14 protein-coding genes are annotated in these 21,763 nt (G+C 59.8%); 10 read left to right on the top strand and 4 right to left on the bottom strand.

From position 1 onward, the window contains the following. Positions 1–3 precede the first annotated feature (3 nt). The 5 genes from AC07NR_RS18260 (at position 4) to AC07NR_RS18240 (ending at position 4,402) form a co-directional block, all read left to right on the top strand. Positions 4–1,227, top strand: a complete 1,224-nt coding sequence (locus AC07NR_RS18260; RefSeq protein WP_305833532.1) for a hypothetical protein — start codon at positions 4–6, stop codon at positions 1,225–1,227. Positions 1,228–1,268: 41 nt separating this feature from the next. Next, on the top strand, positions 1,269–2,012 hold the full coding sequence (locus AC07NR_RS18255; protein ID WP_423204225.1) for a molecular chaperone: 744 nt from the start codon (positions 1,269–1,271) through the stop codon (positions 2,010–2,012). Positions 2,013–2,017: 5 nt separating this feature from the next. Then, entirely contained in the window at positions 2,018–2,512 is a 495-nt protein-coding gene (locus AC07NR_RS18250) for a CS1 type fimbrial major subunit (protein ID WP_305833530.1), read from the top strand. An 88-nt stretch (positions 2,513–2,600) separates the two neighbouring features. Then, a complete protein-coding gene (locus AC07NR_RS18245; RefSeq protein ID WP_305833529.1) occupies positions 2,601–3,104 on the top strand; it encodes a CS1 type fimbrial major subunit in 504 nt (167 codons plus the stop codon). Positions 3,105–3,169: 65 nt separating this feature from the next. Beyond that, positions 3,170–4,402 (top strand): hypothetical protein, encoded by a 1,233-nt coding sequence (locus AC07NR_RS18240; protein WP_495079207.1) that lies wholly within the window; start codon positions 3,170–3,172, stop codon positions 4,400–4,402. 54 nt (positions 4,403–4,456) lie between these two features. Here the strand turns inward: AC07NR_RS18240 and AC07NR_RS18235 are convergent, their stop codons facing one another. Both AC07NR_RS18235 and AC07NR_RS18230 read right to left on the bottom strand, forming a co-directional pair. Beyond that, positions 4,457–9,481 (bottom strand): NEL-type E3 ubiquitin ligase domain-containing protein, encoded by a 5,025-nt coding sequence (locus tag AC07NR_RS18235; RefSeq protein ID WP_495079095.1) that lies wholly within the window; start codon positions 9,479–9,481, stop codon positions 4,457–4,459. 150 nt (positions 9,482–9,631) lie between these two features. Beyond that, entirely contained in the window at positions 9,632–12,775 is a 3,144-nt protein-coding gene (locus tag AC07NR_RS18230) for a transglycosylase domain-containing protein (protein WP_495079094.1), read from the bottom strand. Between the two features lie 496 nt (positions 12,776–13,271). Between AC07NR_RS18230 and AC07NR_RS18225 the strand changes: the two genes are divergently transcribed. The 3 genes from AC07NR_RS18225 to AC07NR_RS18215 all read left to right on the top strand — a co-directional run bounded on the left by AC07NR_RS18225 (position 13,272) and on the right by AC07NR_RS18215 (position 16,872). After that, a complete protein-coding gene (locus tag AC07NR_RS18225; protein ID WP_495079093.1) occupies positions 13,272–14,690 on the top strand; it encodes an amino acid permease in 1,419 nt (472 codons plus the stop codon). A gap of 193 nt (positions 14,691–14,883) precedes the next feature. Further along, positions 14,884–16,389, top strand: coding sequence for a glucosyltransferase domain-containing protein (locus AC07NR_RS18220; protein ID WP_495079092.1), 1,506 nt, complete (start codon positions 14,884–14,886; stop codon positions 16,387–16,389). 108 nt (positions 16,390–16,497) lie between these two features. Beyond that, positions 16,498–16,872 carry a GtrA family protein gene (locus AC07NR_RS18215; protein ID WP_305833525.1) on the top strand — a complete coding sequence of 125 codons (375 nt, stop codon included), beginning with the start codon at positions 16,498–16,500 and terminating at the stop codon, positions 16,870–16,872. Between the two features lie 37 nt (positions 16,873–16,909). Here the strand turns inward: AC07NR_RS18215 and AC07NR_RS18210 are convergent, their stop codons facing one another. Next, positions 16,910–18,529, bottom strand: a complete 1,620-nt coding sequence (locus tag AC07NR_RS18210) for an FMN-binding glutamate synthase family protein (protein ID WP_248739278.1) — start codon at positions 18,527–18,529, stop codon at positions 16,910–16,912. A 37-nt stretch (positions 18,530–18,566) separates the two neighbouring features. Continuing rightward, the gene (locus AC07NR_RS18205; protein ID WP_085709445.1) at positions 18,567–19,367 is read right to left on the bottom strand and encodes a helix-turn-helix transcriptional regulator; all 801 of its coding nucleotides are present in this window, start codon (positions 19,365–19,367) and stop codon (positions 18,567–18,569) included. A 125-nt stretch (positions 19,368–19,492) separates the two neighbouring features. Between AC07NR_RS18205 and AC07NR_RS18200 the strand changes: the two genes are divergently transcribed. Together AC07NR_RS18200 and AC07NR_RS18195 are read left to right on the top strand one after the other, a co-directional pair. Beyond that, a complete protein-coding gene (locus AC07NR_RS18200; protein ID WP_305833523.1) occupies positions 19,493–20,314 on the top strand; it encodes a carbon-nitrogen hydrolase family protein in 822 nt (273 codons plus the stop codon). Positions 20,315–20,431: 117 nt separating this feature from the next. After that, a complete protein-coding gene (locus AC07NR_RS18195) occupies positions 20,432–21,757 on the top strand; it encodes an APC family permease (RefSeq protein ID WP_248739276.1) in 1,326 nt (441 codons plus the stop codon). Positions 21,758–21,763: the final 6 nt, after the last annotated feature.

Raw genomic sequence — 21,763 nt, 5'->3', positions numbered from 1 at the left:
ACCATGAAAAAGACTTCGTATTGGTCAGGGCTGCTGGCGATGCTCATCGCGTCTTCGCCAGAGGCGGCCAACCATGAGATCAGGGCTTTGTTCCAGCCTGACCCCTCCCAGCCGAACAAGAACGTATTCGTCAACAAAACGCCGAACAGCGGTTATTGCGCGACTTATCCCGATCAGTGCTCCGTGAACAATATGTTCAGCATTCAGATGCCGGTGCGGTTCTCGTCCACGCATGCCGTGAATCCCGGCGATGGGCTGGGGGTGAAGGCCCCTGCCAATTGGCGGCGGTTGACGATCACGAACCGGGACACACAGGAAACCGAAACCGTCGAAGTGCGAATCATCGGTATCGGGTCCAACTTTACCCTGAGCGATTCGGCCGCCAATCTGGTGGGGGTGACAGACATCCTTGAAGGACATCAGAAACTCTGGACCAGCAGCAGTTGGGTCTACGCTCCGTCTCCGTGTGGATACAGTGGCGTAGGTGTCTATAGTCCCGCGACCTACCGGTTTTTCTGGAAGGCGCCGGTAGCGGCCGCCTGTACCAAAGTGGCCGCGTACCAGATTCCTTCGATATCGTTCAACACCCTCGATTTCGCCTATGAGTTGCGTACACCCAATCCGCTGGGCATGTCCTCCGGGCTGTACACCGGATCGCTGTCCTACACCCTCGGTCCCACCGGCGATTTCCAGATGGGGTCGATGATGGTGCCGGACGACGGCAACCTGACTCTGGACTTCGTACTGGATGTGCAACACACCCTGAAGGTCGACCTGCCACCGCACGGCGACAAAGTCTCTCTGGAGCCCGAGGGCGGATGGCAGCGCTGGATCGATGGAGGTCACAAACCATCGCGGATCTATCGCGACCAGACATTCTTCATCTCGGCCTCATCGCGCTTCAAGGTGATGCTCGAGTGCGCCGAATCGTTTGCTCCCAGCCAATGCAATTTGCGTAGCCCTACCTCGGGTGACCGTACTTATGTCGAGGTGAAGTTGAGTTTGCCCCCGGGCATCGAGGGGCCCAGTGGCGGCGGGACCGTCACTCATCTCGGCTTGCGGCACAAGGAATGGGCAGGCCCGTTCCAGCCGGGGCATTACGTTGACCGAAAACAGGGCTCACTGCGGTTCGAGATGCCCAAGGGCTCCATCGAGAATCTGCTCAAGCCAGGGATGAACGACACGTTCCTCGGTTACATCACCGTCGTCTGGGACTCGGAGGCTTGATCGCCCGAGCCGGCCGTTATTTTTTTCATGGAGTGAAAGCGATGAAACGTCTGTTTTTGTCGAGTGTGCTGGGACTGCTCTGCGGAGCAGCGAATGCCGGGCCGCAGATCAATGTCGGCACCGTATACGACTATCTGGATGGCAGTAAAAGTACCTATCTGAAGCGCGTGTTCAACAGCGGCGACAGCACGGCCTTCGTCAAGGTCAACGTACTGGAAATCGTCTACGACCCTGATGGCAAGCCCCGGGAAATTCCGGTTGAAGCTTCCGTCGACGGCGCTTCGCGCAATGGTCTGATGGCCAGTCCGGCGCGGTTGATCATTCCGGCGAAGGGGATGCAGGGCACGCGCCTGCTGTATATGGGCGAGCGTGACCGCGAACGTTACTTCCGGGTGCGTTTCGTGCCGGTGGTACCGGAGAAGGAGGACAACTTCGTGGTGTCCAGCGAGGAGCGCGAGGACTACAGGAAAGCCTTGTCGGCGGGTGTCAACGTGATGACCGGTTTTGGCATTGTGTTTTTTGTGCGCCCCAAGGACAGCCGTTATGACACGGTGGTCAATGAAACCCCGAAACGTTTTGAGTTGCGTAACAACGGCAATACGGTTTTGGTCGTCGATGAGTTCAAGAACTGCTCGCAAGCACGGGAAAGCGAATGTGGCGCGACCACCAAGCATCATGTGCTGGCCGGCAAAACGTTTGCTTTCGACAAGGAGGCGGGCCGTGAGTACCGCTTCAAACTGATCGAGGGTGAGCACCGCAAGGACCTGAAAGTGGCGGGCGGGTAATGGCCATGAACAAGCTGTGGATGGGGATTGCATTGATGGCGCTCTGGGGCAGCGAGGAGAGCCAGGCTGCCCGTGAAGAGCATACTTTCCAGGTGGCATTGTCGGTCCCGAGCCGGCCCTTTTACGTTATTCCGTCGGAGTCGGACTGGATTCACCGCCCCCAGCGGCTCGACTGGGATCCTGTGAGCTCGACACTGGGCAGTTTGCGCAAGCATTTCGATGTACGTAACGACACCAGTGCCATCGAAGCGCGTCTTGAGGGGTCGCCTTACCTGTCAACCGGCAAGGTGGATGAACTGATTCAGTTGCATGTCTTTTTCAACGGTGTGCAATTGCCCGCGAGTACTCCTTCCCGTGAAGTGGTATCCCGTGAAATGGCCGCCGGGGGGGCCCGGGTGTTGCTGGAAATCAAACCCGTCAAGATAGGAGGGGTATACAAACCCGGCGACTACTCTGGCACGGTCAATCTGGTGTTCAACGCCAAATCTCCAGGGGAATGAAAGGTATCGGCGATCCTGCGTGACGGGGTCACCGTCCGGAAACGAAGCCGCCAGGGAGGCGGTTTTTATCCACGCAAAAGGAAGTGACATGATCAAGCAAGCGGTCATTGCCGTGACCCTCGGCGCTTCGACGCCAATGGTGGGAGGCGTATTTGCGGCCCAGGAGAAACACATCTTCGAAGTCTCCGTGGATATTCCGACCCTGGAGTTCTACGTGATCCCCACTGAAGCGGACTGGATTCACCTTCAGCAGACATTGCCCTGGAATCTGACGACTTCAACGCTGGGTGGCTTGCGCAAGAACTTCGATGTGCGTACCGACAGCAGTGCCATCGAAGCCCGTCTCGAAAGCTTCGCCATTCTCTCCAGCGGCCAGGACTCACGGAACGACATCAGCCTGCGCGTTACTTTCAACGGCACGGAACTGAGCAATCATCCGGTGCCGCGTCAGGTCGTGTCCCGCGAGGAGGCGGTGGCGGGTAAACGGGTGCAACTGGAAATCGAACCACGGGCCCTCCCGGACGGATACAAGCCCGGCGATTACTACGGCAGCGTCAACATCATTTTCAACGTGGCGGCCCCGGCGGGCTGATCGTTTGGAGTACAACAGACCGATTGCTGAGCAAGGAGCTGGTAATGGTTTCAGGGTTGCGCAAGATCAACAGGTTCAATCAGGCAAAAGGGTGGTTCGGTGTGTGCGCAGGACTGCTGTCGTCAGCGGCATTGGCTGTGACGCAGGAAATTCGTGCGGTCTACATCCCCGATCCGGCCAATCCACAGACCAACACCTTCATCAACCAGACGCCCCAGAGTGGTTATTGCGGTAATTACCCCAATGATTGCAAACCTTTGTCCGGTGTCAGGCTGCCGTTGCGTTTCGCCTCGGTTCAGGCGGTCGAACCGGGGGCGTCCGAGCGCAACGGTGCGATGTTCAGCATGCCCGCGCAATGGCGCAGTTTGGTGGTCACCAATGTGTTCACGGGTGAGTCGGCGACGGTGGAAATGCGCATCGGCGGTTTCGGCTCTCAGTACGTTCTGAGCGACACGGCGGTCAACCTGACGGGTGAAGCCAACGATCAGCAGGCGCACCACAGACTGTGGGGAACCAGTTGGGGATTTGCGCCGTTACCTTGCCGCGCAGCGGCGATGTCATCTCACGGACCGGACTTCTACCGTTTCTTCTGGAAAATGCCCGTCGAAGGCACATGCGCCAAACAGACGGCGTTCATGATTCCGTGGATGTCTTACGGCTATCTGGATGTGGCCTATGAGCTGCGTACGCCGAACCCGCTGCAGATGTCGGCCGGCCTGTACACCGGCGCATTGAACTATGGCGTCGGTCCCGGCATGGACATCGATACCGGCGACAATCTGTTGCCGGACAATTCGGCCGTGACCTTCAGGTTCGTACTGGATGTGCAGCATGTGCTCAAGGTCGACATTCCCCCCGGCGGCAACAAGGTCGTACTGGTGCCACAAGGCGGCTGGCAGACCTGGCTGCAGCAGGGGCGCAAACCGGTTCGGTTGTTCCGCGATCAGACCTTCAATATTTCGTCGTCGTCGCGGTTCAAGATGTTTATCGAATGCCAGCATGGCGGCGCGCAGTCCTGCGGGTTACGGGACACGGAGGGCGGCGGAGCCGATGCACAGGTGTTCGTGAGTGTCAGCCTGCCCGACAGTATCACCGACCATGCAGGCCAGCCGGTGCGCCGTCGGCCGCTGACCTCCAGCCCTGATGCTGCGGGATTTCAACCGGACCGGTTTCTGGACCGGACCGCGGGCACGTTGCATTTCGAAATACCCAGGGAGTATGTCGAACAGATGTTGCAGCCCGGCCAGGCCAGGCGATACGCCGGTAATGTCACGGTGATCTGGGATTCGGAGGTGTAGCGCAGGTCCTGAAGACAACCAGCAAGGGTTGTCTTCAGGATGCCGTTCAAGGGCTCAGATACCTGCGCGTGCCATCGCTTCGCGTGTCAGCCTTCTGTCCAACGCTTTCTCCTGCTTGCCCAAGTCCTCCAGTAGCCGGTCGAAGGCCTGCTGGCTCATCTTTTCAGGTGTGAAGACGACGGCGTCCGGTATGGACAATCGGCGCGCCAGTTCGGCGAGCGCCTGCCTGAGTGGCGGTGAACGGTCGTCCGACTCGACCCAGCGCTCCTGGGCTGCCTGCAGATCGATCAGCAGATCGGCTTTTTCCTGAAACCGGCGGGTATTGGCCGCAAGCTCCCCGGTCCAGGTTTCACGCAGATACCGATCCCAGAATGGCTGGTCGAGCATCTGCGCTACCAGTCCGTCACCGGCTTCATCGTCGATGATCCGGTCGTAGGCGGCATCGATGGTTTCATCGCTTACCCCGGCGACCCGACGAAATTTCATGGCTTCGGATTGCCAGGGCAGTTCAAGGCGTCTGGCCAGACCGGTTTCATAGGCCAGATGGACTTCCACCTCATCCGGTTCGCCCTGCCTGGCGGCGATATCGGCCCGGGCGATCTCATTGACCTGCCTGAGTCGCGCAGCACCTTTGGCCAGTCTCACCAGTCGGCGTTCAAGCTCCTCGGGAGAGCTGGAAAAAGTGCGAGCCTCCGACTCCAGTACGCGTATTCCCATGCTGTTGAACAACTGGGCTCCGGCATCTTCGCAACCTTCGGGATCGGTCGACATCAGGAACAGCTCCTCGCGCAGCCGGGTGTCGATGTCCATCGCGTCGATCATGCGCCAGACGCGGTCGGTCAACTGATCCAGCGCCTCGCCACCCTGCTCGTAATCGGCAGAACGGGTCAGATCCTGCAGCACCTGAAAAAATCCATCGGAGCCGGGCTCGCTTGCCAGTTCGTGCCACGCCTCGGGGCGAAGAGCGCCGATGCCGGGTGTTTCATCGGCCAGTTCGGTGTCCACGGAGACCGGCCACTGCTCCAGCAAGTCTTCGGCAACGGTCGCGTAGCTTTGCGAAGGGCGCATACCCACTGACCTTCGATATTGCTCGTAGGTGGTGCGGGCTCGTCTGTTGAGTTGATCCAGATGGACGCGAGTACGGGCGATCAATCGTGCCTCATCGGAACCGGGCCGTACTTCGGGGATGTATCTGAGCGGATTGTTGCCCAGATCGAGAAAAAATCCTCGGGGGCGTGGAACATCGAACAGGCCCAACGGCCAGGCGTCGATCTGCGTATTGATCAGGCTCAGGATTCGCAACCTCGGCATACGCCCGACCGACAGGGGGATGCTGATGGGATTGTTGTCCAGTCTCAGGGTTTCCAGGCGTGTCAGCGTATTCAGATGCTGCGTGTTGGTGGGTGTCAGTTGCAGCTGGTTGTCGCTCAGACGCAGGGTTTCCAGACGCTGCATCTGGCTGATGCCGGCCGGCAGTGTCTTTAGTCCGCAGTGTCTGGCGCTCAATTGACGCAACTGAGGGAAATGCTTCAACAACCCGTTGGAGGCCGAAGAAAACCCCTGACCATCCAGGTTCAGTGTCGTGATCTGATCGAGCCAGGGTTTGAGGTCGTCGGGCAACTGTCCCCACCAATGTTGAAGGTCATGGGGCAGCATCTCTTTCGACAAATCCAGCGCATACCCGCTCTCAAGACTGGTACTGCGTTCCTGGAAGACCTCGGATCTGCGTTCGAAACATTCCAGCAAACGGTCGGCGATAAAGCGCCCGCCCTTGCGTCGATATTCCCAGTAGGTTTGCGGCACCCCCATGCTTTCGAAGTCAACCGGCGCACCTTCTGCCCGGAATTTATGCTCCCAGGATTCGAGTATTTTCTTCAGTTTTTTGAGTTCATGCTCCAACTGTTCGACTTTCCAGTGGGCATCCCCGGTGCCGTGCAATGACCGGGTGAACGTCGCCACCTCTGTTTCGCTGAAATGCGGGTAGAGGTTTCTGACTTTCTCTTCCACGGTCAGCGGCGCCTTGGAAAGCCTCGGGCCGCGCAACAACAATTCGGTTTCCAGCGCTACGAACGGGCGGATGGGAGGGCGCGCCAGCACGATCCGGCGCTCGGCTGGCGCCTCCGTCAATTCCATCACCCATCGCTTGAGCATTCTCCCTTGACCTGTGCGGTAGCCCAGCGCCGTGCGCCTGGTTTCGGGAATGGCCGACAGAACGGCTTCATAGAAATCGCTGGCGTCCTGGAGCCTGTTGTCAGCGCGGTCATGCACTTCATAACGGCCGTGTTCATTCCTGATCAGCCTGTGCACCGTGGCGGCATCCTCTCGGCCGGCGCTGCACCGCAACGGGCCGTCATCAGAGCCATCTCGCACCTCAATGCGCAGGTTTTCGAAGACGTTGGTGTAAATTTTCAGGGCATTGAGGGCGAGCCGTTCGTTGTCGGGTGTCAACAACGCCGGATCGTGCATCACCTCGTTTGCCCGGGTCGCCAGAACCTCGAATTCGATTTCGCGAGCCTGACTCTTCAGTCGCAACGGGATGCGTTGCTGGTCGGTCATGATGCTGTGTTCGGCAGCTGTCGCCTCGCTGGCCACCGATTCGGCAAGCCGTGCGGACAAGCGCGGGAACCGGCGCTGGACTATCTGGGCCAGCGTATCGACAGTGCGATTCTTGAAGCGGTAGTGATAATCGAAGATTTCGCCTTCCCGGGTTCGCACGATATCGGCCAGGCGGATGCGCAGGATTTGCGCTCGTCGGGCTTTCGGGTAGTTCCCGCCGAGCAGGGATTGCATGTCGGCGTCGCCGAGAAAGTCCACCAGCCGTTCAGGGAGTTTGTTGTCCATTACATCGGCAATGCCGATGGACAGTGTATGACCCTCAGAAGCCCGGGGATTGCCGTATAGCCTGTAAGCACCGGTCAGATCGTTGTTTTGCCAGACCTTCAGGGCCTTGTCGGCAGGCCAGCCCGGCATGTCAGGGACTATCCGGTCGAACCAGTGCGACTCCGGATAAAGCGGCTGCCCGGTACGAATGAGTTCGCCGATGTTTCTGGCTTCCTGCCAGGTCTTGAAGCGGGTGAGCGTATCGTCCAGCAACGGCGGTGGCGGGGTGTTTTCCACATGCATCCGGCGCAGCGAGTCGAACGGCGTGCCACTGATGTGGCGTATTTGTTCCAGCTCGGCGTCACTCAGACCGTCGACCGAATGCCCGATCCGGCGCATCAGGCGCGCGCCTTCCCACTCATGGGGTGACTCGGCCTCGTGAGTCCAGGCCCCCCGACCGTTGTGCTGCAGTCGTGGTGAATAAGCCTGCGGTCGGGAAGGGTGCTCGACACGATAGTGACCGCTGTGGCGATCGAACCTGACCGCATAGTGCTTGCCCTCCAGCGGCAGAACGGTCTTGCCCGCATGTTGATGCAGGCCCAGAGCATCAGGTTTTGAGCCACCCGGCAGCGTCAGTCGCGACTGCTCGTACGGTTTGAGATCCGGGTGCCACAAGCGTGTGCTGCCATCGAACGAACGTATCGTTTTCATGTTTTCAATCAAGGGAGACAGCTTCAGCAGCAACGGCTTGGCGATGACGCCGCCAATGGCGAAAGCCGTTAGTTGCAATACATCGTTGACCACCCCCACCACATGCTCCGCGGCTTCCTCCCAATGGCCCAGTGTCAGATCCACCACACCTTCGATGACCTCGTTGGTCAATTGCCAGGCGGTGTAGCCGAGCATTGCAAGGCCGACGACAGGCACGAAGGGCGCAGCCACCATCACCGCCACGTTCAGGATGTCCTGGGCAATCTTGAAGATGTTCGCCCACCAGTCTGCGCGAGCATTTTTGTCTGCATCGGCGGTAGGCACGGCGATGTTGCGTGCATCGTTGAGGATCTTGTCGAGCTGCCGCTGATAGAGGGACTCCCACAGTGCCCCGGTGATGGCTGTTGCGCCGTATTGCAGGTTCGGGTTGCTGATCGGTGTTTCGCGCCAGGACGGACGCGAGTCTCCGCGTTCGTGTGGATACCAATTCACATGCGTCAGACGCTGTTTGAGATCGGCAAAAAAGTGCCCGCGCTCATGGTGATCGACGAACTGACTGAAGAACTGCCAGTAATTGCCACCGGTGGAGGCCAGGGTTTCGTTCCTCTGCAACTGAGCAGACAGTTCCTTGAGAAAGGCGAGGTGGGAGTCGTATTCCTTCAACGGATGTTCGGGGTCGTGGGGGACGTAGACGATGACCCGCGAGGAATGCAGCGGCTGAGCGGGATCGGGACGCAGGATCAGGATGCCGGTCAGCTTCAGATCCATGATGTTCAGTTCGCAGGCGTGCATCGGCTGCTGGCCGAGCTTGAGCGCCACGCGACCATCGAGCAGGGCGCGGATCAGTTGAAAACCTTCGCGGCTGATCTCCTTTCGCGCCAGCGCCATGTGCGCGGCTGCCTGCAGCGTGGCCTTGTGACTCTGCACAATCAGTGACTGCATATAGCTGCGCGCCACCGGCTCGTCGTTCAACAGCATGTCCTGCAGGTGCGCTTGATAGAGCCTGCCGATATCCAGTTCCCGACACAGCGTCTGGAACTGGGCAACGGTCATCAGCCGATCAAGTGGCGAAATATCGTACTGATCGTTCACATGTTCTCTTTTGACGAGAAACGCGGAGTTCGAGGCGTAAGTTTCGTTATGGGAAAAGTTGTTCAATGCGGCTTCGAGCAATGACACTTTTCTTGTGGTTGAGCCACTCAATGTTTCTATCACGTACCAGGGCGATCTGGCTTCGCGGTACAGCATCAGAACCGTGTTCTCGATATCGACGTCGATGCCGGTTCTTTCCCGCAAACGGGTTTTCAGCAGCGGTTTGGCAAACGAGTGAATGTCTTTCAGTCGGTTCAGTGCCTTGTCGGCATTGTTACGGGCTGCCCAGGCGTTTTTATTGACCCGGGCCAGTGGCGGCGTCATCCACGATTCACGACGAAGTTTGATCTTTCTCAACGCTTCACCGTGGTACGGCTTCATATCGATAAATACCGGATCGATCCGCGATTTGATTAATTCGTAATGTTGCCCTTTGTATTCAGTTGTTGCAGTCATGGGTACAGCCTTGAATAAGTCAGGAAGATTCAGCCTAACGTTCAAGAGTGCGGAGTATTAGTTCAAAAGCCTGTTGTTCGAGTGCGAACCTGGCAGGTGAAACATTGAATATTGGAATGCATAAAATAATTAGTTATTGCCTCCACCGCTTCAATCAGCGTTATGCGATGGCAGGTTCATCAGAGCGACCTGGGGAACCTGCGGTGGTCGGCATTGCGAATCGCTGCCCGGCTGCAGATATGGCATCAGGATCGGCGCCATGCCCTTGAGTACCTGCACCGGCAGGGCCGAGGTGAACTTGAAGTTCTCCGCCGAGCGTCCCGGAACGAATGCGGTGAGCGTGCCGAAATGGTGGTCGCCGATGTAGAACACGAAGGTCGCCGTGCGGTTGATCGACTTGGAACTCAAAATGCGCCCGCCGGAACCGATGGCCTCGATGCGGTTGTCGCCGGTGCCGGTTTTTCCGCCCATGGTCAGCGGTGTTCCGTCGTTCAGTTTGAAACTGCCTGATACACGTTTGGCCGTGCCTGAGTCCACCACTTGCGAAAGCGCTTCACGCATCGCCGTGGCGACTTCCGACGGCATCACCCGTTTGCCCACATGCGGGTCGTTGACCACTTTGGTCTCGTAAGGCGTGCCGGCTGCAAAGTGCAGGCTGTCGATGCGCAGGGTCGGCATGCGCACGCCGTCATTGAGAATGGTGCCGATCAACTCGGCCAGCGCGGCGGGGCGGTCGCCGGAGCTGCCGATGGCGGTGGCCAGCGACGGCACCAGGTGATCGAACGGATAGCCGACTTTCTGCCAGCGCTGATGGATATCGAGGAAGGCTTCGATCTCCAGCATGGTGCGGATCCGGCTGTCCCGGGCGCCCTTGTGCTTGCTCTTGAACAGCCAGCTGTAGACTTCCTGACGCTCGAACTGGCTGGCCTTGACGATCTGGCCCCAGGTCGCGTCCGGGTGGTTGAGCAGGTAGCCGATCAGCCACAGGTCCAGCGGGTGGACCTTGGCGATGAAGCCTTGGTCGGGCAAATCGTAGGTGCCGGGGCCGTAGGCCAGATAAAGCCGCTCGAGGCGCTCGTCGGTGAGTTTTTCAGTGATTTTCACGCCTTTCAGATGCGAGCGGACAAAGCTGTTGAAGTCTTCCTGGCTGGCGTTGGGCAGCAGGTAACGGTGTACCGCGGCCATGCGGATCGGCGTCGGGCGCATGCTGTCGAGGAAGGTGTCGAGGCGGGCCTGGGTGTCCTTGTTCTTGTACTTCTTCCAGAACTTGAGCAGGAACGAAGTGCCTTCGCGGTCGGCGAACGAAGCGAGGTATTCCTGACGCCGCGGGTCGCGATCATCCTTGAGCAGCTCGGCGCTGTTGTTGGGGCCGGAGTAGGTGGTGTAGCGCACCAGATCGCGCATCAGGCGAATGAACGGCAGGTTGATCGACTCGCGCAGGGCATCGCGCAAGGTCGGCATGCGGCCGTTGTCTTCCTTGCGAAAGTTATGGAACACGTGCAGCCCGCCACCGGTGAAAAACGCCTCGCCGGGGCTGGCGGAATATTTGCGGTCGAGGGCGGCGCCGAGCATCTTCGACAGATCGTGATCCTTGTTCTGGATCAGGTAATCGATCACCCACTGGGTCAGGCGGTCCTGATCCGGCACGTCGACTTTCTTCAGTTCCGGCACGCTCATGGCGCCGTACTTGTCATGCAGCTCGGAGATGATTTGCAGGTAGGTGGTCAGCACCCGCATCTTCGCCGTGGAGCCCAGTTCCAGTTTGCTGCCCTCGTTGATGTCGAACGGCTGGTCGGTGCTGTCGGTCTGTACCCGCACCCGCGAGCCGTCCGGGGTCAGTTCGAACAGGGTGAAGCTGTAGCGCACTTGAGTGGTGCTGGTGGGCGTCAGCAGACGTTCGCCGAGCAGACCGATTTCGGCGGCGTAGGCCGGGTCGGCGAGTTTTTTCAGGTAGGCGGTGGCCTGGGTTTGCAGCTCGCCTTGCAGGGTGCTGGTGGCCGAGAGGTCGAGGCGGTCGAGGTCGTACAGCGGACGATTGAGCATCGAGGCCAGACGGCTGCGGGCGACGCTGATGCCTTTGTTGGTTTCGATCGGCTGAATGGTCGGCTGGGTCTGCCAGTCGCGATAGGTGACCTTGCTCGCGAGGGCGGCATCGGCCAGTGCGTTGTCGATCACCCCGTTCTGCTTGAGCAGCCGCAGGTGACTGTCGGTGAGATCGGCCAGCTCTTCCCGGCCCTTGGTCAGGTAATGCGAAGGACGGCGCTGGGCGATCATCAGCGAGAGCATTTCGCGCAGGGCCAGGCCCTTGTCGGCCAGGGTCTGTGGATCGGTCGCGGTACTGGCGAGTTTTTTGTTGGCTTCGTTGAAATCGGCGCCGTACCAGACCCGCAAGCCTTCGGCCATGCCATGGACTTCACCGTGCCCCGGCACCGCCGACAACGGTACGCTGTTGAGGTAGTCACGAATGATGTTGCGCCGCGCCGGCAAGGTGTCCGGGCCGGCCTGATAGGCGCGCACGCTGGCGGAAATCATCTGGCGGATTTTCTCGGCACCGTTCACCGTCAGTCCGTCGGGCGAGTGGCGATACTTTTCCAGCTGCGTGGCCAGCGTGCTGCCGCCCGCCGACTGACCCGGCAGGTGCAGCAACTTGGCAACCTGCGACCACGCGGCCATGCCGAAGCGCGGCCAGTCCACCGCCGGGTTGGCCAGCGGTTGTTTCGGGTCGAGCAGAAAGCGGTTTTCGATGAACAGCAGGCTGTTGACCACCACCGGCGGGATCGACTCGAAACTCGAATACAGCTGCTGTGGATAGTTGTACTGATACAGCGGCGCGGCGCGGCAATCGGTGATCGACAGCCCGGCCTGGATTTTCTCGGAGTAGGGCACGAACAGGCCCTTGTCGGTATAGCCGAGCAGCGCTGGCGAGAAGCGCGTCTGTTCGGTGATCACGTAATTGCGCTTGAGCAGTCGTGGCAGGAATTCGTCCAGTGAGCTGTAGCCCAGACGCAGATCGAACGGCCCGTTGCCCGGATAACGAATGGCTTCGCTGGGGCCCGGTTGCAGTTCATAGGTCAATCTGGCGGCGTACTGGCTGACCTCGCGGGATTGAAAACGCGAAGTGCGCATTTCCTTCATCGCGGCCAGACCCACCACAATCGCAATGATCACCAGCAACAGCCAGAAAGCCTTCCACCCATGCCGGTTACGACGGGGTTTCTCAGGGACAGGCGCTTCATCCACACGTTCAGTCGGAACCACTTTTTCACTCGAATCGGTTTGCCACAAAGCGCCCATAGTCGATTGATCCATTCACGCAGATTGATCGGACTTGACTGAAGCTTAGTCGGTGGTTGGCGCGGGTGAAAAAATTGTGAAGCTTCGACCCTGAACAAATCTGCGCAGAGGGCAATCCGGCAGCAATGTGTGTGCCGATCTCGAAAAAGCGCGGATCAGAGCGGTTCGCGGGTAAATACGACTTGGGTAGGGGCATGACGCTGCACCATTGCTGTGCAATACTCGGCGCCCATTTCGGCAGTGAATAATCCGGTTTTTTCAGGAGTGTTTGTCTCGAAATCCGGATTTATAACGATGATTGTCGCTGAATAAGTCGGTTTTTAGAGTGAAATATCCTGCCGGAAGCTTTTTATACTGCCAGCCCCTCTGATCCTCAGGCCCGGACCTGAAGGACGCGTCCGCCCACGAGGCCGGCGCGGTGTCGGGAAGCCAGGGCTTATCGGCCGACGCTTCGACACTCGGTGGTCTATCCAATAACAAGACGAGGAAGTCCCCCATGCCAGTCGGCAATCACCCGCCCCATGGCGAGACCGCGAACGGCGGTCCACTCAAACGCGAACTCGGCGAACGGCATATCCGTCTGATGGCGCTCGGCGCCTGTATCGGTGTCGGTCTGTTCCTCGGTTCGGCCAAGGCCATCGAAATGGCCGGCCCGGCAATCATGCTGTCCTACATCATCGGTGGTCTGGCGATCCTGGTGATCATGCGTGCCCTCGGCGAGATGGCCGTGCACAACCCGGTGGCGGGTTCCTTCAGCCGTTACGCACAGGATTATCTCGGCCCGCTGGCAGGCTTTCTCACCGGCTGGAACTACTGGTTCCTGTGGCTGGTGACCTGCGTCGCGGAAATCACGGCGGTGGCGGTGTACATGGGCATCTGGTTCCCCGATGTGCCGCGCTGGATCTGGGCGCTGGCGGCGCTGGTCAGCATGGGCTCGATCAACCTGATCGCGGTGAAGGCCTTCGGTGAATTCGAGTTCTGGTTCGCCCTGATCAAGATCGTCACCATCATCGCCATGGTGCTCGGCGGCATCGGCATCATCGCCTTCGGTTTCGGCAACGACGGTGTGGCGCTGGGGATTTCCAACCTGTGGACCCATGGCGGCTTCATGCCCAACGGCGTGACGGGCGTGCTGATGTCGCTGCAGATGGTGATGTTCGCTTATCTGGGCGTTGAGATGATCGGCCTGACCGCCGGTGAAGCGAAGAACCCGCAGAAGACCATTCCCGGTGCCATCGGCTCGGTGTTCTGGCGGATTCTGCTGTTCTACGTCGGCGCACTGTTCGTGATTCTGTCGATCTACCCGTGGAATGAAATCGGCACGCAGGGCAGCCCGTTCGTGATGACCTTCGAGCGTCTGGGCATCAAGACCGCCGCCGGCATTATCAACTTCGTGGTAATCACCGCCGCGCTGTCGTCGTGTAACGGCGGCATCTTCAGCACCGGGCGCATGCTCTACAGCCTGGCGCAGAACGGACAGGCACCTGCCGCCTTTGCCAAGACCTCCAACGGCGTACCGCGTCGGGCATTGCTGCTGTCGATTTTCGCGTTGCTGATCGGCGTACTGCTCAACTATCTGGTGCCGGAAAAAGTCTTCGTCTGGGTGACTTCGATTGCCACCTTCGGCGCGATCTGGACCTGGGTGATGATCCTCCTGGCCCAGCTGAAATTCCGCAAAGGCTTGAGTGCCAGCGAACGCGCCGGCCTGAAGTACAAGATGTGGCTGTTCCCGGTCAGCTCCTATCTGGCGCTGGCGTTCCTGGTGCTGGTGGTGGGCCTGATGGCGTACTTCCCGGATACCCGCGTGGCGCTGTATGTCGGCCCGGCGTTCCTGGTGCTGCTGACCGTTCTGTTCTACGTGTTCAAGCTGCAACCGGCCGATGCGTCGCAAGGCGCGGTGCGTTCGGCTTCGTAAGGCGTAATGCCTGTTGTGCCAAAAGCCCTGATTATCATGATCGGGGCTTTTGTTTTTCCGGGATGAGGATTTTCAATGGCTCGGACATGCCCATCCGCTCGTCTGAAAGGGCGGCTAACCTGTAATTCCTGACAGTAGCGGCTTTCCAACGTTTAGTGATCGAATCGGTGGCAACGATTTCAGAGGCACGGACATGAGGATGAGTGATTTTGTCGACCGCGAACTCGGCCGCCGTCAGGTCGTGCTGTTTTTCCTGCTCGCCACGACGCTGTACATCCTGCCGCTGCTCCTCGCCGACTTCCCCTATATCGACGACAACTGGCGCACCCTGGCTGCCGGCAATGTCTGGGCCGGGCAGGGGCGCTTGTTCATGGACTGGCTGTATAAAGCGCTGACGCTCACTGGCGCTGCGCCGAACATCTTTCCGTTGCCGCTGCTGCTCGCCACGCTGGCGATGTCATTGGCCCTGACCCGACTGACCTTTCACTATTTCCCCGAACCGACGCTCGCCTGTTGTCTGGTGCCGTTGCCGCTCTGGTACAACCCGTTCCTGTTGCAGAACCTGTCCTATCAATACGACGGGGCCGGCATGGCCCTGAGTCTGGTCGCGGTGATATACGCGATCACGTTTGGCGGCACTTCGCGGATACAGCGATGGCTGGTGCCTTCGGTATTGCTGGCGCTGGCGATCGGGCTGTATCAGATCAGCCTCAACGTGCTTCTCGGACTGTGCTGTGTGGAATTGCTCAGGGCTGTTCATCGGCACATGCCCTGGGCAGACCTCTGGCAACTGGCGGGCTGGAAGCTGGCGCAACTGGTGCTGGGCGTGTCGATCTACGCGATCACGGCCTATCCGTTCACGGATTCCACACGCACCGAATTGCTCGACTTCAGTGCTGATCCACTGTTGCAGATCGGCATCAATTCTGGCCGGGTTCTGGAGAAGGTGGCGCTGCTGTTTCACGGTGGCTACACGGCAGTGTTCGTCGTGTTGCTGGTGTGTGCCTTATTCGGTGGTGTGCGAATAGGACGGCAGATTCACCTGCGCCGGGAACCACCCGCAAAGGGCATGCTCCTGAGCGTTGGCTGCCTGCTGACTTTGCCGCTGATTGTGCTGCTGGTGCCGGGCATGACGCTGTTGTTTCGCGACTTCAATGAAGGTGCACGAACCTTGATGGGGTTCGGCGTGCTGCTGATGCTGCTGTTCTATCTTGCCTGTATCGGATTGACGTCGCTGCACTCGCGGCTGCCCCTGTTGTTGGCGATTCCGCTTCTGGCGACGCTGTCGCTGTCCTTCGCTTACGGGCGGGTGCTGACGATGGAGAAAACCTTCGCCAGCAGCGCCTTGTACAGCCTCAGTCACGACATTTCCTCCCATCGCGAACTGCGCGACGCCAAGCGGATTTATCTGTCGGTCACTTACTCCGACCGCTGGCTAGCGAGTGCGACGGGCACGTTCAAACAGCTGCCGGTGCTGCGCTATCTGCTGAACATCGACTACTTCATGCTCGCGGAAAATCTGCCCTCGGCCGGCATCACCAACGTGGTCGCCGAACGCGAACGGCGCAACGCCACCCGCGTCGGCTATCAAGGTTTTCCAGCTCTTGTGGACAGCCTCTATTACCGCATCTACCTGATCGGCGATTACGGTTTCATCGTCATGAAAGAGCCGCCTCATGGCCGATTGCTGCAATGGTGACCGTTGGTCAGAAACCACCGCCGACCTGTAATTTCTGACAGTAGACCCCGCCCACGCGCTGCTCTAGCTTGAAACGCTCGACGGTTGTCGCGACAGCAAGGATTGGTGATGAGAATCTTGTGGAAAGGGTTTTCCGCACAAACGGCAATCGGCCTTGCCGGCACGTTGATTCACTGGCAGATCTTTTTCGTATTGACCAGCGCCGTTCAGGCGACTCAGTCGGCGAGTAACTTCGCCGCGTTTTGCATCGCCGCCGCTTTCTCGTTTTACATGAACGCGCTCTACACCTTCGAGACCGGAACGTCTGTGTTGGAGTACCTGGGGTTCATGGGCGTGATGGGCGTTTTGAGTTATGGCACGGGTGTGTTTGGTGATACGCGCAATTTGCCGGGGCTGGCGACGGTGTCTGTGTTTTCGCTGTTGAATCTGTTGCTGGGGTACTGTTTTTTCCGGTTTGTATTGTTTCGCCGCTCTCGGACCTGAAAGCGCCAGCCTGATTCGGCTAGCGCTTTGACATCGACTAGGCCGCCGCGATGTCCTGCGGCTCAAAACTGTCCGCCCGCGCCATCTGCCACATCCGCGAATAGAACTCGCCGTTCACTTCCCCGGTGAGCAACTCCCCCGGTTTCAGGAACACGTGCAGCTGCGAGAACAGTTTGATCTCGGTGGCCGACATGCGCCGTACCAAATGTTTGGCCGAGAGCTGCGACGGATGATCGAGGCCGGCGGCGGCGAGCATTTCCGCCAGCGCCTTCAACGTGTTGCGATGGAAGTTATAGACCCGCTGAGCCTTGTCCGGCACCACCAGCGCACGCTGGCGCAGGTTGTCCTGGGTGGCGACGCCGGTCGGGCATTTGTTGGTGTGGCAGCTTTGCGACTGGATGCAGCCGATGGCGAACATGAAGCCCCGCGCCGAGTTGGCCCAGTCGGCGCCGATGGCCAGCACGCTGGCGATGTCGAAGGCGCTGACGATCTTGCCGCTGGCGCCGAGCTTGATCTTGTCCCGCAGATTCAGGCCCACCAGGGTGTTGTGCACGAACAACAGACCTTCGCGCATCGGCACGCCGATGTGGTCGGTGAACTCCACCGGCGCCGCGCCGGTGCCGCCTTCCTTGCCGTCGACCACGATGAAGTCCGGGAGGATGCCGGTTTCCAGCATGGCCTTGGCGATGCCCATGAACTCCCACGGATGGCCGAGGCAGAACTTGAAGCCCACCGGTTTGCCGCCCGACAGCTCACGCAGTTGCTGGATGAAATGCATCATCTCGATCGGTGTGGAAAACGCGCTGTGGCGGGACGGCGAGATGCAGTCTTCACCCATGGAAATGCCACGGGTATCGGCGATTTCCTGGGTCACCTTGTGCTTGGGCAGAATCCCGCCGTGGCCGGGTTTGGCACCCTGGCTCATCTTGATTTCGATCATCCGTACTTGCGGCGTCTGCGCCTGGGCAGCAAAGCGTTCCGGGTCGAAACGGCCGTCGCTGGTGCGGCAGCCGAAGTAACCGCTGCCCAGCTCCCAGGTCAGGTCGCCGCCGTGTTCGCGGTGATAGGGGCTGATGCTGCCTTCGCCGGTGTCGTGGGCGAAATTGCCGAGCTTCGCACCCTGGTTCAGCGCGCGGATTGCATTGGCGCTGAGGGAGCCAAAACTCATAGCCGAGATGTTGAACACCGACGCCGAGTACGGCTGGGTGCATTGTGGCCCGCCGACGGTCACGCGAAAGCTGTTTGGATCGCTCAGCGGCGCCGGGCGCATCGAGTGGCCGATGAACTCGAAACCGGACTGATACACGTCGATCAGGGTGCCGAACGGTTTGTCGGCGCTTTCATTCTTGGCCCGCGAATACACCAGCGAGCGCTGGGCGCGGGAGAAGGGCAGGGCGTCGCTGTCGGATTCCAGCAGGTACTGGCGGATTTCCGGGCGGATTCCTTCGACCAGATAACGGATGTTGCCCAGGATCGGGTAATTGCGGCGCACCGCGTGGGGGCTCTGCATCAGATCGAACAGGCCGAGCAGGCTCAGCACCCCGGTGACGGCGGTGATCGGCCACAGCCAGTCATGGTCGAGAAAGGGCAGGCTGGCGAGGGTGAAAATCACGCAGACGGCAAAGAAGGCGTAGCGGCTCAGGAGTGACAGGCTCATACGGTTTCCTTGGTTCGGACAGATTTTTTTGCGGCAGTCAGGCGTTCTGCGCCTGCAGGAAGATCGAAAACAGCTCCGACTGGGATTTGATCCCCAGCTTGCTGTACATGTGTTTCTTATGGACTTTCACGGTTTCAACAGAGATTTCCAGCTTACGGGCGATTTCTTTACTGGAGCAACCGCTGAGCATCAAACGCCCGACATCCAGTTCCCGGGCGGTCAGTTGCGCGCCCTTGAGTTGCTGCACCGACGCTTCGAGCTGCACCCGCCAGTCCGGTTGCGCCGGTGACGGGGCGAGGGCGACGATTTCATTGATTTCGTAGGGCAGGCGCTGGCGCAGCAGGCCGAGCACCCACGGCTGGATCAGCGACAGCAGGGCAATCTGCTCGCCACTGAAACGCTGCTTGCTGCCCAGTGACAGGCACAGCGTGCGGTCGCCCTCAAGCTGGCAATTGAACTGGATTTCGTCGGCCACCACATTCAGACGAAAGTATCGCTGGTAATACTCGGTCAGCTCGAAATGCTCCGGCGCGACCTCCGACAGGCGGTACAACCCGGTGCGCGATTGCTCGCGGCAGGCGATGTAGAACGGGTCGAGCAGATACAACCCGCGCAGGTAATCCTGGAACAACTGGTCGGGACTGCCGTCTTCCCCCGGGCATTCGGCGAACACCTGCGGGTGACGGTCGGCGCTGAACAGCAGGGCTACCCAGCTATCGAACGTGACGTACTGGTCGAGCAGGCGCACCAGTTGCGCCCAGAAATTCGGCTTGTCGAGGGCGTCGATCAACTGCCCGACGGCGCGGTGCCAGGTGATGTCGTCAAACGAAACAGTCATGCCTCTACCCCTATCGGGTTACCCCGGCCGCGTAATTCCCTGGCCAGTCGAATGCGAAGCATACTGGCCCACAGACAGCCGCCGGGCAATCTTTCGGCGCCCGGCGCTCATAACAAGGACTCCCCATGAAAGTCGAACTCGCCCAACTGGCGGGCCGTGACAAAGACACGGCGTACAACCTCGAACGCGCCCTGGCGGCGATTGCCGGGTGCCCGGCCGACACGCAACTGATCGTGTTCCCCGAGACCCACCTGATGGGCTTCCCGAGCGCCGACACCGTGGCGCAAATCGCCGAGCCGCTGGACGGGCCGACCGTCAGCGCGGTGCAGGCCGCAGCCCGCGAACGCAACCTCGCCGTGGTGATCGGCATGGCCGAAAACGACAACGGCCGTTTCTACAACACCACGCTGCTGATCACCCCCGAAGGCATCGCCCTGAAATACCGCAAGACCCACCTCTGGGCCTCGGATCGCGGTGTGTTCGAGGCCGGTGATCGTTACGCTACGTGCCTGTGGAACGGCGTGCGTGTCGGTTTGCTGATCTGCTACGACATCGAGTTCCCGGAGTCCGCCCGTGCCCTGGCGCAACTGGGCGCCGGGTTGCTGATCGTCACCAACGGCAACATGGACCCTTACGGCCCGACCCACCGCACCGCGATCATGGCCCGGGCCCAGGAAAACCAGGCGTTTGCGCTGATGGTCAACCGCGTGGAGGCGGGGGATGACGGGTTGATGTTCGCCGGCGGCAGTGCGCTGGTGGATCCGCTGGGCACAGTGCTGTTCGAGGCCGGGCGTGAGGAAGGGCGGTTCAGTGTTGAACTGGATTTCGGCCAGCTGGAACTGGCGCGCAAGGATTATCGGTATCTGGATGATCAGCGGTTGAGGTTGCCGGGGGCGGTGGTTGAACACGCTTCTGGACTGCGGGAGCTGCTGATTCCTTCACGCTAAAGAACAAGAGATATCCGATCGAACCCACCCTCTGCGTGGGAACGATCAGCAACACCCGGAACATTCGCCGAATTCGGCCTCTGCCATAAATCCAATAAAATCCGGAGTAAGTCGCCCATGGCTCGTTTGCAACGCACCCTTTCGCTAGGGTCGGTGGTGCTGTTCGGCATCGCCTACATGACGCCGATCATTGTCCTCGGCACGTTCGGCATCCTCGCCCAGTCCACTGCCGGCATGGTGCCCGCCGCGTATCTGGCGGCGCTGGTAGCGATGTTCTTCACCGCCATGAGTTACGGCCGCATGGCCGCCGCGTTCCCGGTGGCCGGCTCGGCCTACAGCTATGTGCGCAAGGCCATCAGCCCGAAGCTCGGTTTCATCGCCGGTTGGGCAGTGCTGCTCGATTATCTGTTTCTGCCGATGGCGATCTGGCTGATCGGCGCCGCGTACCTCGCGTCGGCCTTCCCGTCGATCCCGCAGTGGATCTGGGTGCTGGCGTTCATCGGCATCACCAGCGCGATCAACATCATCGGCCTGAAACTGGCCAACGGCATCAACGCCTTGCTGATGCTGGTGCAGTTCCTTGTGCTGGTCGCGTTCGTCGCCCTGTGCGTGCATTACATCGGCGGCGATGCCAGCACGCCGTTGTGGTCGATCAAGCCATTCTTCAATGGCGACATGCAGATGCCGCTGATCATGAGCGGCGCGGCCATCGCCTGCTACTCGTTCCTCGGTTTCGATGCAGTCAGCACCCTCACCGAAGAAACCCGCGATGCACGTCGCACCATCCCTCGGGCAATCATGTTGATCACCCTGATCGGCGGGCTGATTTTCGTCGGTGTGTCGTACTTCGTGCAGGTCGCGCATCCGTCGTTCCAGTTCGACAACGTCGACTCGGCGGCCTACGAGATTGCGCGCAACATCGGTGGCGATCTGTTCGTGTCGATCTTCCTCATCGGTCTGATCGTCGGTCAATTCGCATCGGGTCTATCGGCGCAGGCCAGCGGTTCGCGGCTGTTGTTTGCGATGGGCCGTGACGGCGTGTTGCCCAAGTCATTCTTCGGCACCTTGCACGAGCGCTTCGGCACCCCGGTCAACAGCATCCTGCTCTGCGCCGTGGTGGCCTTGCTCGCATTGAAACTCGACGTGACCACCTCGACCTCCTTCATCAACTTCGGCGCGTTCCTGGCCTTCAGCCTGGTCAACCTGTCGGTGATCTTCCATTACTGGATCGGTGGCGAGAAAAAAGGCCCGCGCGAGCTGCTGCTGTTTCTGGTGTTCCCGTTTATCGGTCTGGTGGCGGACTTGTGGCTGATGGTCAGCCTCGATCACCTGGCGGTGTATCTGGGCCTGAGCTGGCTGGCGATTGGCGTGGTGTATCTGGCGGTGCTGACCGGCGGTTTCCGTCGCCAGCCACCGGAAATGGATTTTCAGGAAGCGACCTGAACTGAC

It is taken from the genome of Pseudomonas sp. GW821-FHT09C09 (assembly GCF_059418105.1).
The sequence above is the reverse complement of the archived record's forward strand: the minus strand, read 5'-3'. Positions and strand labels throughout refer to the sequence as shown.